Annotated in this window: 13 protein-coding genes; 11 read left to right on the top strand and 2 right to left on the bottom strand. The window is 64.1% G+C overall.

The window, feature by feature from the left end; all coding sequences use genetic code 11:
- The first annotated feature begins 34 nt into the window (after positions 1 to 34).
- A complete protein-coding gene (locus IVB41_RS14600) occupies positions 35 to 1,627 on the top strand; it encodes a GMC family oxidoreductase (protein ID WP_247432107.1) in 1,593 nt (530 codons plus the stop codon).
- 63 nt (positions 1,628 to 1,690) lie between these two features.
- Here the strand turns inward: IVB41_RS14600 and IVB41_RS14605 are convergent, their stop codons facing one another.
- On the bottom strand, positions 1,691 to 2,452 hold the full coding sequence (locus tag IVB41_RS14605) for an SDR family oxidoreductase (RefSeq protein WP_247432110.1): 762 nt from the start codon (positions 2,450 to 2,452) through the stop codon (positions 1,691 to 1,693).
- 127 nt (positions 2,453 to 2,579) lie between these two features.
- Between IVB41_RS14605 and IVB41_RS14610 the strand changes: the two genes are divergently transcribed.
- The 3 genes from IVB41_RS14610 to IVB41_RS14620 all read left to right on the top strand — a co-directional run bounded on the left by IVB41_RS14610 (position 2,580) and on the right by IVB41_RS14620 (position 4,988).
- A complete protein-coding gene (locus IVB41_RS14610) occupies positions 2,580 to 3,092 on the top strand; it encodes a CvpA family protein (protein WP_247406126.1) in 513 nt (170 codons plus the stop codon).
- 127 nt (positions 3,093 to 3,219) lie between these two features.
- Positions 3,220 to 4,002, top strand: coding sequence for an SDR family oxidoreductase (locus IVB41_RS14615; protein ID WP_247432113.1), 783 nt, complete (start codon positions 3,220 to 3,222; stop codon positions 4,000 to 4,002).
- The gene (locus IVB41_RS14620; RefSeq protein ID WP_247432116.1) at positions 3,999 to 4,988 is read left to right on the top strand and encodes an NADPH:quinone reductase; all 990 of its coding nucleotides are present in this window, start codon (positions 3,999 to 4,001) and stop codon (positions 4,986 to 4,988) included. The genes IVB41_RS14615 and IVB41_RS14620 overlap by 4 nt, the downstream gene beginning before the upstream one ends.
- Positions 4,989 to 5,000: 12 nt before the next feature.
- On the opposite strand, the gene IVB41_RS14625 is transcribed toward IVB41_RS14620, so the two are convergent.
- On the bottom strand, positions 5,001 to 5,480 hold the full coding sequence (locus tag IVB41_RS14625; RefSeq protein ID WP_027515358.1) for a DUF3775 domain-containing protein: 480 nt from the start codon (positions 5,478 to 5,480) through the stop codon (positions 5,001 to 5,003).
- 123 nt (positions 5,481 to 5,603) lie between these two features.
- Here IVB41_RS14625 and IVB41_RS14630 point away from each other — a divergent pair, with 123 nt between their 5' ends.
- The 7 genes from IVB41_RS14630 (at position 5,604) to mbfA (ending at position 12,604) form a co-directional block, all read left to right on the top strand.
- Positions 5,604 to 6,452 (top strand): MBL fold metallo-hydrolase, encoded by an 849-nt coding sequence (locus tag IVB41_RS14630; protein WP_247432119.1) that lies wholly within the window; start codon positions 5,604 to 5,606, stop codon positions 6,450 to 6,452.
- 129 nt (positions 6,453 to 6,581) lie between these two features.
- Positions 6,582 to 7,424 carry a fumarylacetoacetate hydrolase family protein gene (locus tag IVB41_RS14635; RefSeq protein ID WP_247432123.1) on the top strand — a complete coding sequence of 281 codons (843 nt, stop codon included), beginning with the start codon at positions 6,582 to 6,584 and terminating at the stop codon, positions 7,422 to 7,424.
- A gap of 144 nt (positions 7,425 to 7,568) precedes the next feature.
- A complete protein-coding gene (locus tag IVB41_RS14640) occupies positions 7,569 to 8,180 on the top strand; it encodes a glutathione S-transferase family protein (RefSeq protein ID WP_247432126.1) in 612 nt (203 codons plus the stop codon).
- A gap of 22 nt (positions 8,181 to 8,202) precedes the next feature.
- Positions 8,203 to 9,399: a serine hydrolase gene (locus IVB41_RS14645; protein WP_247432129.1), complete on the top strand. Its 1,197-nt coding sequence runs from the start codon at positions 8,203 to 8,205 to the stop codon at positions 9,397 to 9,399.
- A gap of 16 nt (positions 9,400 to 9,415) precedes the next feature.
- Positions 9,416 to 10,285 (top strand): MBL fold metallo-hydrolase, encoded by an 870-nt coding sequence (locus IVB41_RS14650; RefSeq protein ID WP_247432132.1) that lies wholly within the window; start codon positions 9,416 to 9,418, stop codon positions 10,283 to 10,285.
- 133 nt (positions 10,286 to 10,418) lie between these two features.
- The gene (locus IVB41_RS14655) at positions 10,419 to 11,570 is read left to right on the top strand and encodes an alpha/beta fold hydrolase (RefSeq protein ID WP_247432135.1); all 1,152 of its coding nucleotides are present in this window, start codon (positions 10,419 to 10,421) and stop codon (positions 11,568 to 11,570) included.
- 62 nt (positions 11,571 to 11,632) lie between these two features.
- The gene (mbfA, locus tag IVB41_RS14660; RefSeq protein WP_027570114.1) at positions 11,633 to 12,604 is read left to right on the top strand and encodes an iron exporter MbfA; all 972 of its coding nucleotides are present in this window, start codon (positions 11,633 to 11,635) and stop codon (positions 12,602 to 12,604) included.
- The last annotated feature ends 210 nt before the right edge of the window (positions 12,605 to 12,814 follow it).

Here is a 12,814-nt window from a genome sequence, read left to right on the forward strand (position 1 = left end):
GCGCCCCGGAATGACGATAAAGGGGGAAACATCAGTGACTGACACATTCGATTTCGTCGTCGTGGGCGCGGGCTCCGGCGGCTGCGCGGTGGCGGGGCGGCTGTCGGAGGATGCGGGGACATCCGTGGCGCTGCTCGATGCCGGCGGACGGAACGACAATTGGCGGATCACCACACCGTTCGGACTCGCCTTGCCATACAAGGTCGCGAACTGGGGCTTCGATACCGTGCCGCAGAAGGGATTGAACGGCCGTATCGGCTATCAACCGCGCGGCAAGGGGCTCGGCGGGTCCTCGGCGATCAATGCCATGGTTTACATCCGCGGCAATAAATGGGACTACGACCACTGGGCTTCGCTCGGCAATGCCGGCTGGTCGTACGCGGACGTGCTGCCCTATTTCAAGCGCTCGGAGAACAACGCCGATTTCGACGGCGCGTATCATGGCAAGGGCGGCCCGCTGCATGTCAACAGACTGCGCTCGGACAATCCGATCCACGAAATCTTCCATCAGGCCGCCCGCGAGGCGCAGTTCCGCATCCGCGAGGACTTCAATGCGGAGGACCACGAAGGGCTCGGCAGCTACCAGGTGACGCAGCATAATGGCGAGCGCTGGAGCGCGGCGCGAGCCTATGTGAATCCGCACATGGGCAAGCGCGCCAATCTGCGTGTCGAGACGCAGGCGCATGCCACGCGCATCCTGTTCGAAGGTGGGCGCGCGGTCGGCATCGAATATGTACAGGGCAAGCAGACAAAGCAGCTGCGCGCCCGCCGCCAGGTGATCCTCGCCTCCGGCGCCTTCCAGTCGCCGCAATTGCTGATGCTGTCGGGCATCGGCGATGGCGATGCGCTTGCCGCGCACGGTATCGACGTCGTGCGTCATTTGCCGGGCGTCGGACGCAATCTGCAGGATCATCCGGATTTCGTGTTCGTCTACGCCTCCGACTACCCGCACTTCGTCCACTCATCGCTCGGCCGCCTGCCATCCCTCCTCCGCGCCATCCAGCGATATCGCGGGGACCGGCGCGGACTGATGACCACCAATTTCGCCGAGTGTGGCGGCTTCCTGAAAACCCGAACCGATCTCGATGTGCCCGACATCCAGCTGCACTTCATCATCGCGATGCTCGACGACCACGGCCGCAAGAAGCACAAGGAGGCGGGCTTCTCGTGCCACGTCTGCCTGTTGCGACCGAAGAGCCGTGGCAGCGTCTGGCTGAAAAGCGCCGATCCGCTGGCGGCGCCGATGATCGATCCGAATTTCTTGGGCGAGGCTGAGGATCTCGAGACGATGGTCGCGGGCTTCAAGACCACGCGACGGCTGATGGAGACGCCCGCGATGCGCGCTTTGCAGAAGAAGGACATGTTCACATCCGATGTGAGAACGGATGACGACATCCGCGCCATCCTGCGCGCGCGTGTCGACACCGTCTATCACCCCGTCGGCACCTGCAAGATGGGCACCGACGCCATGGCCGTGGTCGATCCGGCGCTGAAGGTGCACGGCGTCGAAGGCCTGCGCGTCGTCGATGCCTCGATCATGCCGACATTGATCGGCGGCAACACCAATGCGCCGACCATCATGATCGGGGAGAAGGCGGCGGATATGATCAGGGCGGAGATGCGGTGACTCTACCTCGTCGTCCCGGCCTAGTGCGCAATTGCGCACTAGGCCGGGACGACAGCGGTGCGCTCAATTCAACAAGAACCCGCCGTCCACCGTCACCACGCTGCCCGTCATGTACCGCGAGGCCTTCGACGCGAGCAGCAGGATCGCGCCGTCGAGATCGGACTCGGCGCCGATGCGGCGCTGTGGGATGCGTTTGGTCAGGCGCTCGCCCGGCGGCGTCGACCAGAACGCGTGGTTCATCTCGGTGTCGATGTAGCCGGGCGCCAGCGCGTTGACGCGGATATTCTGCCCCGCAAGCTCCAGCGCCATCGCCTTGGTCGCCTGGATGATGCCGGCCTTGGAGATCGCGTAAGGCGACAGCGCCTTCAGCACGCCGGTGCCGAGCACGGAGGCGATGTTGACGATGTTGCCTGCCTGCTTGCGCGCGATCATGCGGCGCGCGATCTCGGTCGCGAGGAAATAGGCGCCCTTGAGATTGGCGCCGATCACCGCGTCCCAATCGGCCTCGGTCTGCTCCGTCGCGAGCTTTTCGATGGCGATGCCGGCATTGTTGATCAGCACCGTGACCGGGCCGAGCGCGGCTTCCGTGGCATCGACGGCCCTGGCGATCGATGCGGTGTCGGTGACGTCGAGTGCGACGGTGGCGGCACGGCCGCCTTTGCCGCGGATCTCGTCTTCCAAGCTTTTCAGCTTGTCGGTCTGCCGCGCCGCGAGCGCGACGGCCGCGCCATGTGCCCCCAACACGCGGGCAAATTGCCGCCCCAGCCCCTGGCTCGCGCCTGTGACGAGGATGGTTTCCTGACTGACGTCGAACAGGTCTGACATGACGCTTTCCTTGACGCTTTAGTTGGGCGCGATCCCTGGGCTTGGGCCATCAATACAGACGATTTTAACGATCTGAAACCGGAATGATCGGTTCTGCGTTCACTCGTTCCATGGCAGGCTCCCACGCATGAACAGTTTCGATCTCGCCGTCTATGCGGCGTTCGCCATCGCGATCGGCTTCGGTTTCAGGACCGGCCTGCTCGGCAGCGCCATGACGATCCTGGCCTATCTCCTCGCCGCCCCCATCGCCGTCGCGCTGATGCCGCTGATCGTCCCTCAGGTCGCGGGCAATCCGAATGCGCCGCTGCTGCAGAACTGGATCTGGTTCTTCGGCATCTTCGTGGTGGTCGGCATGCTGTTTGGATATCTCGGCCGCCTGGCGCTGAGCGACACGATACGGCAGGCCGGCATCGGCGACCGGCTTGGCGGCGCAGCGCTCGGCGCCATCAGGGTCGGCCTCGTCGCCACCACCTTGGTGCTTGTGTTCGACCAGATCGTGCCGGCCAACCGCCAGCCGCCGTTTCTCGCCGGCTCGCACCTGCGGCCGCTGTTCTCGACGGCCGGCCGGATGGGCTTCAAGTCGCTGCCGCCGGAGGCGGCCTCCGCGATCGACCGCCTCAAGCAGGAGCGGCGCATCTGATGAGGCGCATTTGCATCGCCGGGCAAGCGCGCATGCATTTTGATGCGAGCCAATCCCTTATCAGCGGCGCCAAGGTTGGCTAGAATAGCGGCTCTAAAAACCTGCATGACATTACGGGAGTGAAACAGTGGATCTTGGGATCAAAGGTCGCCGCGCCATCGTCTGCGCATCCAGCAAAGGCCTCGGACGCGCCTGCGCCGTCTCGCTGGCCGAGGCCGGCGTTCACGTCACGCTGACCGCGCGCGGCGCCGAGGCCCTGAAGAAGACGGCCGACGACATCCGCAAGGCCTATCCTGATGTGACCGTCACCGAGATTGTCGGCGACATCACGACGCCGGCGGGCCGCGAGGCCGTGCTGAAGGCCTGCCCCGAGCCGGATATCCTGATCAACAATGCCGGCGGACCGCCGCCCGGCGATTTCCGCAACTGGACCCGCGACGACTGGATCAAGGCGATCGACGCCAACATGCTGACCCCGATCGAGCTGATCAAATCGACCGTGGACGGCATGATGGCGCGCAAGTTCGGCCGCATTGTCAACATCACCTCGGCCGCGGTGAAGGCGCCGATCGACATCCTCGGTCTCTCCAACGGCGCGCGCGCCGGCCTCACCGGCTTCATCGCCGGCCTGTCGCGCAAGACCGTGATCAACAACGTCACCATCAACGGCCTGCTGCCGGGCCCGTTCGAGACCGATCGGCTGCGCAGCACCGCGAAGGGGGAATCCGAGAAGCGCGGCATCACGCCGGACCAGGTTCTGGCCGAGCGCGCCAAGCTCAATCCCGCGGGCCGCTTCGGCGATCCCGACGAGTTCGGCTACGCCTGCGCCTTCCTGTGCGGCAGCAGGGCCGGCTTCATCACCGGTCAGAACCTTCTGCTCGATGGCGGTGCCTTCCCGGGAACGCTGTGACGGCGGTCTGGTACGAGGAGACAGGACCGGCGGCGGACGTCCTCACCTATGGTGAGATGGCGACGCCGGTCGCAGGTCCAGGCGAAGTTCGTATTCGCCTGGAAGCCTCCGGCGTCAATCCGGCCGATGTCGGCCGGCGCGGGGGCAGCTATCGCGCGAAGGAATTTTCGCGCGTCATTCCGAACAGCGATGGCGCGGGGTTTATCGACCAGACCGGCGATGGCGCGACGCGGTTCAAGATCGGCGACAGGGTCTGGCTGTTCAACGGCCAGCGCAACGGCCGCGCCTTTGGCACCGCGGCCGAACATATCGCGCTTGCCGAGCATCTGGTGACGCCGCTGCCGGACAACCTCTCTTTTGCGGAAGGCGCGACGCTGGGCATTCCCGCAATGACGGCGTGGTGCTCGCTATTTGCGGACGGACCGATCGTCGGCAAGACCGTGCTGGTTACCGGCGGTGCGGGTGCAGTCGGGCATTACGCCGTGCAACTCGCGAAATGGGGCGGCGCGCAGGTGATCGCGACCGTCAGCTCGGCGATGAAAGGCGAGCAGGCGCGACAAGCTGGTGCCGATCTCGTGGTCAATTACAGGGACGAAGACGTCGTTGCCAAGGCGATGGCCTTCACCGGCGGACGCGGGGTCGACCAATTGGTCGATGTCGATTTCGGCGGCAACATCGCGACGACCCTGAAGTTGATGGCAATGAACTCGACAATCGCGGTCTACGCCACCAACGGCAACCGCACGCCGACCGTGCCGATGCGCGATCTGATGGAGAAGTGCATCACGCTCCGCTCGCTCGTCTTGTTCGCGCTGCCGCCGGCGCTGCTCGCGGCGGCGCAGGCCGACATCTCGAAATGGCTGGCAGCGGGGCCGCGAATCCACAATGTCGCGGCGCAGTTTGCGCTGTCGGAGACGGCGCAAGCCCATGTCGCCGTCGAGAAAGGTGACAAGCTCGGCACCGTGGTCGTTGACTGCGCGCGCTGATATCGGCCAGGATCACCGCTGTTGCTTGGTGGGCTCGTCTTCGTCCCGCTGGCTCGGACTGGATGAATCGGCGACTGGGTTTCCGTCGGTCCAGTCGACGCCGAATTCGTCGAGCCCGTCGGCGAGCAGATCGCCCAGCATCGGCTCACCGAGGAGATAATGCGCCGTCTCGCGCCGGGGACTGCGATACTCGGCGCGCGCCTCCACCGCGCGTGCGCGCAGATCGTCCCAGTCGTCGATCGTGCCGTCGCCGCGGCCGAGCCAGGTCAGCGCGACGAGATCGATCTGCTCGTCCTCGTTCATGGCCACGATGAAACTTCCGAGTTCGTTGACCACCGGATCGGAGCCGTCATCCTCGAGGACGTCGACCGCGTCGTCATCCGTCGCATTCGAGCCGGAATCCGGATCGGAATCCGCCTGCTTGACGTCGAATTCACGCGCCTTTTCGATGATGAAGGCGACCTTCTCCGCGGAAATCGCAAGCTCTGGCATGGCTGGCCCTTTGTCTTTCCCTGGGTTCCCGCGATAACGCCGCACCGCGTCAGATGATCCATTGCGCCTGCCCGCGAAACTGCGCATGTTCCCCGCCAAAGCAAGAACATGAGGATGCGCCGGATGCAGTGGAAGGTCGGCAGGGTCAAAATCACCAAAGTCGTGGAATTGGAGACGGTCGGCTCGACCCGCTTCATTCTGCCCTTGGCGAGCAATGCAGAAATCCAGAAGCTGCCTTGGCTGATCCCGCATTTCGCCACGGAAGAAGGCCGGCTGAAGATGTCGATCCATTCGCTGGTGGTGGAGACGCCGACGCGCCGCATGGTGGTCGATACCGGGCTTGGCAACGACAAGCAGGGCCGCAACGTCCCGACCTGGAACAATCGCACCACGCCGTTCCTGGAGACGATGATCGCGGCGGGCTTTCCGCCCGAGAGTATCGATACCGTGCTGTGCACGCACCTTCACGTCGACCATGTCGGCTGGAACACGAAATGGGTCGACGGCCAATGGGTGCCGACCTTCCCCAACGCGCGCTATGTCTTCGGCAAGACCGAGTATGAGCATTGGCGCGACCATTCCACCGAGCCGGACAAGCAGGCCGTGTTTGGCGATTCCGTGAAGCCGATCGTCGATGCCGAGCGGGCCGAGTTGATCGCGAGCGACCACCGGCTCAGCGACGAGATCAGCATGATCCCAACCCCCGGCCACAGCCCTGGGCATATGAGCATTCTGATCCAGTCGGACGGCGAGCAGGGACTGCTGACGGGCGACGTCGCCCATCATCCCTGCCAGATGGCGCATCCCGGCTGGTCCTCGACCGCGGATTCCGATCAGAGCCAATCTGCCGCGACGCGGCGCGAATTGTTCGGCCGGTTTGCCGAGACCCCGACGCTGGTGATCGGCGGGCATTTTTCGGCCGGGCATATCAGCCGGGACGGGGACGCGTTCAGGTTCGAGGCGCTGGCCTAGGTCTCGTGCCCCGGACGAACCTCCCGAATTGAGAGGGCTGCAATGCGCCCTCTTTGAGCGGTTGAATTTCCCGCCGCCCTGTTCCATGAAGCTGTTCAACCGATCGGTCCAGTCCAGGGAGAAACGAGAATGAAGCTTGTTCGTTATGGCGAGAAGGGTGCGGAAAAGCCCGGCCTGATCGACAAATCCGGCCAGTTGCGCGACCTGTCGGCGCATGTGAAGGACCTGACCGGCGAGGCCTATTCGCCCGACAGCCTGAAGAAGCTGGCGGCGCTCGATCCCGCCTCGCTGCCCGCCGTCTCCGGCAAGCCGCGGTTCGGCGCCCCCGTCACCGGCATGTCGAAATTCGTGGCGATCGGCCTCAACTACAGCGACCACGCCAAGGAGACCGGCGCGGAGATCCCGAGCGAGCCGATCATTTTCATGAAGGCCAACACCTCGCTGTCCGGCCCGAACGACCCCGTCGAGAAGCCGCGCGGCTCGACCAAGCTCGACTGGGAGGTCGAGATCGCCGCGATCATCGGCACGCGCGCAAAATACGTCTCGGAAGCCGACGCGCTCAACCACGTCGCCGGTTATTGCGTCTGCAACGACGTCTCCGAGCGCGCCTTCCAGATCGAGCGCCTGGGTCAGTGGACCAAGGGCAAGTCGCACGACACGTTCGGCCCGCTCGGCCCCTGGCTCGCCACCAAGGACGAAATCAAGGACGTGCAGAACCTGCCGATGTGGCTGGACGTCAACGGTCAGCGCCGCCAGACCGGCTCGACCAAGACCATGATCTTCTCGATGGCCAAGTGCATCTCCTACGTCTCGCAGTTCATGACGCTGCTGCCGGGCGACATCATCACGACGGGCACCCCGCCCGGCGTCGGCCTCGGCATGAAGCCGCCGACCTTCCTCAATGTCGGCGACGTCATCACGCTCGGCATCGAGGGCCTCGGCGAGCAGCGCCAGGAGATCGTCGCGGCGTAAGCCGCGATCATCACTGCCGCCACACCGTCATTGCGAGCGAAGCGAAGCAATCCAGTAATCCATCCGCGGAGACAGTCTGGATTGCTTCGTCGCAAGTGCTCCTCGCAATGACGAAGCAAAACTTTTATTTTTTGGATACTCGCCATGAAGCTCACCTTCTCCCCCGCCTCGCCCTTTGCCCGCAAGGTGCGCATCGCCGCGATCGAGCTCGGGCTGATCGACAAGATCGAGTTCACGCCGGCAGCGGTGGCACCGGGGCAGGCCAACGAGGACTATTCGCGCATCACGCCGCTGAAGAAGCTGCCGGTGCTGATCACCAATGACGGCGATGTCATCCTGGACTCCTACGTCATCGTCGAATACCTCAACGAGATGGCCGGCGGCAGCCTGATCCCGGACTACGGTCCGCGGCGCTGGAAGGCCAAGACCAATCACGCCCTGATCAACGGCATGCTCGATTCCATGCTGCTGTGCCGCTACGAGAAGATGGTGCGGCCGCAGGGCCTGCAATGGCAGGCGTGGTCGGACGACCATTGGAATCGGGCCTGGACCGGCATGGCGCGCTTCGAGAACATGCCCGAAGTGCTGAACGGCCCGTTCGATATCTCGCAGATCGGCCTCGTCTGCGTGCTCGGCTATGCCGACTTCCGCTTCGCCGAATGCGGCTGGCGCAAGGCCTATCCGAAGCTCGACGCCTTCCACCAGAAGATGCTGGAGCGGCCCTCCGTGAAGATCTCGGTGCCGCCCGCGGCGTAGTATTGCGACGGCGGGGAGAAGGATGATGCGCGATCGCTTCCCCCGCCTCAGCATTCTCGGCGCGAGCCTTATGCTCGCGTTGACCGTCTCAACCACTTCCGTGCAAGCCGACGGCATGGTGCCTGGACAGCGAAACCTCGCCTGCGAACCGCCATCGTCAACCGACGACGGCTGGACGGCTGCGTCGCCCGACAGCGTCGGCATGGACGGCGCGCAACTCTGTGGCATCGCTGCACGACTCGGGCAACGCGCGACTTCGGTCCATTCGGTTGTCGTCGCGCGCCACGGCAAGCTCGTCTTCGAGCAATACTTCGCCGGCTACGACCAACCCTGGGGACAACCGGAAGGCCAGCGCGAATTCACCGCGACGACAAAGCACGACATGCGCTCGGCATCGAAGAGTGTCGTTTCGCTGCTCGTCGGCATCGCGCTCGATCGCAAGCTGATCGAAGGCGTCGACGAACCTGTGCTCAGATTCTTCCCCGACCATCAGGCTGTGAAGCAGGCGGGCTGGGAGGCTATTACGCTGCGCCATCTGCTGACGATGTCCTCGGGAATGAAATGGGACGAGGCGCGGGCCTGGACCGATCCGAACAACGACGAGCCGCATCTCGGCTTTGAGGCCGATCCGATCGGCTATGTGCTCGCAAGGCCCGTCGCTGCGCCGCCGGATGTGCTCTGGACCTATAATGGCGGCGGGACTGAACTGCTCGGCAACATCCTCGAACGCGTCTCCGGCAAGCCGCTGGAGACGTTTGCGCGCGAGGTGCTGTTCCAGCCGCTCGGAATCACCGATTTCGAGTGGAAGGCCTATTTGAAGAACGGCAAGATCGCGGCGGCCGCCGGCCTGCGCTTGCGTCCGCGAGATGCCGCCAAGCTCGGCCAGCTCGTGCTCGATCGCGGCCGGTGGAACGGCCAACAAATCGTCTCGGCCGATTGGATTGCACAATCGATCGCACCGCGCTTCCAGGCGATCGGCTATTTCGGCGGCACGCTGTTCTACGGCTATCAATGGTGGATGGGCCGCTCGCTGGCCAGCGGGAGGGAAATCAAATGGGTTGGCGCCTTCGGCTGGGGCGGACAACGCATTTTCATCGTGCCCGAGCTCGATCTCGTCATGATGACCACCGCTGCCCAATACAGCCAGCCGAAGGAAGGGCTGGCCGCGATCGACGTCCTCTCCAACATCGTCATTCCGTCCGTGCGCGACGCACGCTGAGTGCAAGGAAGCGAGCATGAGCCTGAAATACGCGATCGGCGATCTCACCATCCATCGCATCATCGAGCAGGAAACCTCGTTCGTTCCGGCACTGGAGATGTTGCCGGGGCTGACACCGGAGCTGCTGGCCGAGAACCGGGCCTGGATGAGGGAGGCGAAAGCCCTGGATGACAGCGACACATTGATGCTGTGCTTCCAGTCCTACGTGATCAAGACGCCTCACCACACCATTCTGGTCGACAGCTGCATCGGCAACGACAAGCCCCGGCCGCAGCGTCCGAAGTGGGACATGAAGACCGACGACACCTATCTGCGCGGACTCAACGCTGCCGGATTCTCGCCTGACGACATCGACTTCGTGATGTGCACGCATCTGCACGTCGATCACGTCGGCTGGAACACGCGGCTGGAGAACGGCCGCTGGGTGCCGACCTTCCCGAAAGCGCGCTACGTCTTCGCCAAGCAGGAGTTCGATCACTGGAGCGAGCAGAACGCGAAGGCGGAGGTGCCGCCCTTCGCCGACAGCGTGCTGCCGGTGGTCGAGGCCAAACGCCACGAGCTCGTCGGCAACGATCACCAGATCGGCGACCACGTCCGCATCCTGCCGACGCCGGGCCACACGCCGGGCCATATCGCCATCACGATGGGCCACGGCAAGGACGAGGCCGTGTTCTCCGGCGACCTCATGCACTCGCCGTTGCAGACGCTCTATCCGGAGCTGTCGGTCAAGTTCGACCTCGATCAGGCCAAGGCGGCAACGACGCGCCGCAGCTTCCTGGAACGCTATTGCGACACCGACACGCTGTGCTGCACCGCGCATTTCCCATCGCCGTCGGTGGGAAAGATCCGGCGCAAGGGCAGCGGGTTCGTCTGCGCGGCGGTGTGATCTAGCCGAGATGCCGTAGGGTGGGCAAAGCGAAGCGTGCCCACCATGCCAAACGCGTTATAGAATGATGGTGGGCACGGCGCGCGAAGCGCGCCTTTGCCCACCCTACCATTCCACCCGTGTGGAGAAAGCAATGACCGACCTCCCCGACATCCCGCTGCCCGCCGGCATCCGCTCACGCTATGTCGACGATATCAACGGCCTACGCATGCATGTGCTGGAGGCCGGCTTCGAGACCAAGGGGCGGCCCTGCATCCTGCTGCTGCACGGCTTTCCCGAGCTCGCCTTCTCCTGGCGCAAGGTGATGCCGGCACTTAGCTCGGCCGGCTATCACGTGATCGCGCCGGACCAGCGCGGCTATGGCCGGACGACGGGATGGAGCGCGGAGTACGACGGCGACCTCGCGCCGTTTTCGCTCTTCAACCTGGTCCGGGATGCGCTCGGGCTGGTGTCGGCGTTCGGGTACAGGCAGGTCGATTTGGTCGGACATGATTTCGGCAGTCCGGTCGCGGCCTGGTGCGCGCTGATGCGGCCTGACGTATTTCGTTCGGTGGCGATGATGAGCGCGCCGTTCGGCGGAGCGCCGCCGCTGCCGTTCAACACGGTCGACACGCCGGCAAAGCCACCGGCCGAAGACCCCGTGCATCGCGAGCTCGCCGCCTTGCCGCGTCCGCGCAAGCATTATCAATGGTACTATGCGACACGTCCGGCCAATGCCGACATCCACCGCGCGCCGCAGGGCGTGCATGATTTCCTGCGCGCCTACTATCATCACAAGAGCGCGGACTGGACCGACAACAAGCCGTATCCGCTGAAATCCTGGTCGGCGAACGAGCTTGCGAAGCTGCCGACCTATTATGTGATGGACCTGAACGAGACCATGGCCGAGACGGTCGCGAAGGAGATGCCCTCGCCGGCCGGAATCGCCGCCAATCAATGGCTGCCCGACCGCGAGCTCGCTTACTACAGCGCCGAATATGGCCGCACCGGATTCCAGGGCGGCCTGCAATGGTATCGCTGCGGCACATCGGGTGCATTCAACAGCCAGCTCCAATTGTTGGCCGGCCGCAACATCGACGTCCCCTCCTGCTTCATCTCGGGCAAGCAGGATTGGGGCACCTACCAGCGTCCCGGCGTGTTCGAGGCCATGCAGGCGCGTACCTGCACGAAGCTGCTCGGCTGCCACCTCGTCGACGGCGCCGGTCACTGGGTGCAGCAGGAGCAACCGGCCGAGGTGAGCCGTCTGCTGCTCGATTTCCTGGCGAAGAGCCGCGGCGTGGTTTGACCCGGGAACTTCGGCGTCCTATATAGTTTAGAACTATTCTAAACTATATAGGCAGGGTGGCCGTGAAGAATTTTGCCGATCTGACCGAACGCGAAGTGCTTGCTGTCGCGATCTCCTCCGAGGAGGAGGACAGCCGCATCTATATGAGCTTCGCCGAGGACCTGAAGGAGCGCTATCCGGACTCGGCCAAGATCTTCGAGCAGATGGCCGAGGAAGAGCGCGGCCATCGTCACATGCTGCTGGAAATGTACGAGCAGCGTTTCGGTCCGCATTTGCCCCCGATCCGCCGCGAGGACGTCAAAGGCTTCCTGCGCCGTCGTCCGGTCTGGCTCACCAAAAACCTGCCGCTCGACACCGTCCGCAGGGAAGTCGAGACAATGGAATTGCAGGCCGAGCGCTTTTACGTGAAGGCCGCCGAACAGGCGCAGGATGTCGGCGTGCGCCGCCTGCTCGGCGATCTGGCCGAAGCCGAGAAAGGCCACGAAGAGGTGGCCGCCAAGCTGACGGACCAGATCCTGAGCTCAGACGTGCGCGCCGAAGAAGACCGCACCAACCGGCGCATGTTCGTGCTGCAATATGTGCAGCCAGGTCTCGCCGGCCTGATGGACGGCTCCGTCTCGACGCTGGCGCCGCTGTTCGCGGCTGCCTTCGCCACGCATCAGAACTGGCAGACGTTTCTGGTCGGCCTCGCCGCCTCGATCGGCGCCGGCATCAGCATGGGTTTTGCGGAAGCGCTGTCCGACGACGGCTCGCTGACCGGGCGTGGTTCGCCCTGGCTGCGCGGTCTCACCTGCGGCTTGATGACGACGCTCGGCGGGCTTGGGCACACCCTGCCCTATCTCGTGCCCGATACCTGGTCCAACGCATTCTGGATCGCGACCGGAATTGCCGGAATTGTCGTGTTCTTCGAATTGTGGGCGATCGCCTTCATCCGCGCGCGCTACATGGACACGCCGTTTCTCCAGGCCGTGTTCCAGATCGTGCTCGGCGGCGCGATCGTGCTGGCGGTGGGGATTTTGATCGGAGCGGCGTAGGACGTTGTCATGCTCCGGCTTGACCGGGGCATCCAGTACGCCGCGACCTCTCCGTATCCGATCTGCGCCGGTGGAATACTGTATCGCCCGGTCAAGCCGGGCGATGACTGCGAGTGGTTGCGGCTCACCGCGTTTCGTCTTGCTCACATGTCAATCGCGATCAAACGGCGGTTGCGGTGCTGGGCCAAACTGCGCATCATCGTTCGACAA

Origin of the sequence: Bradyrhizobium sp. 44 (genome assembly GCF_023073095.1) — a bacterium.
Lineage (GTDB): Bacteria > Pseudomonadota > Alphaproteobacteria > Rhizobiales > Xanthobacteraceae > Bradyrhizobium.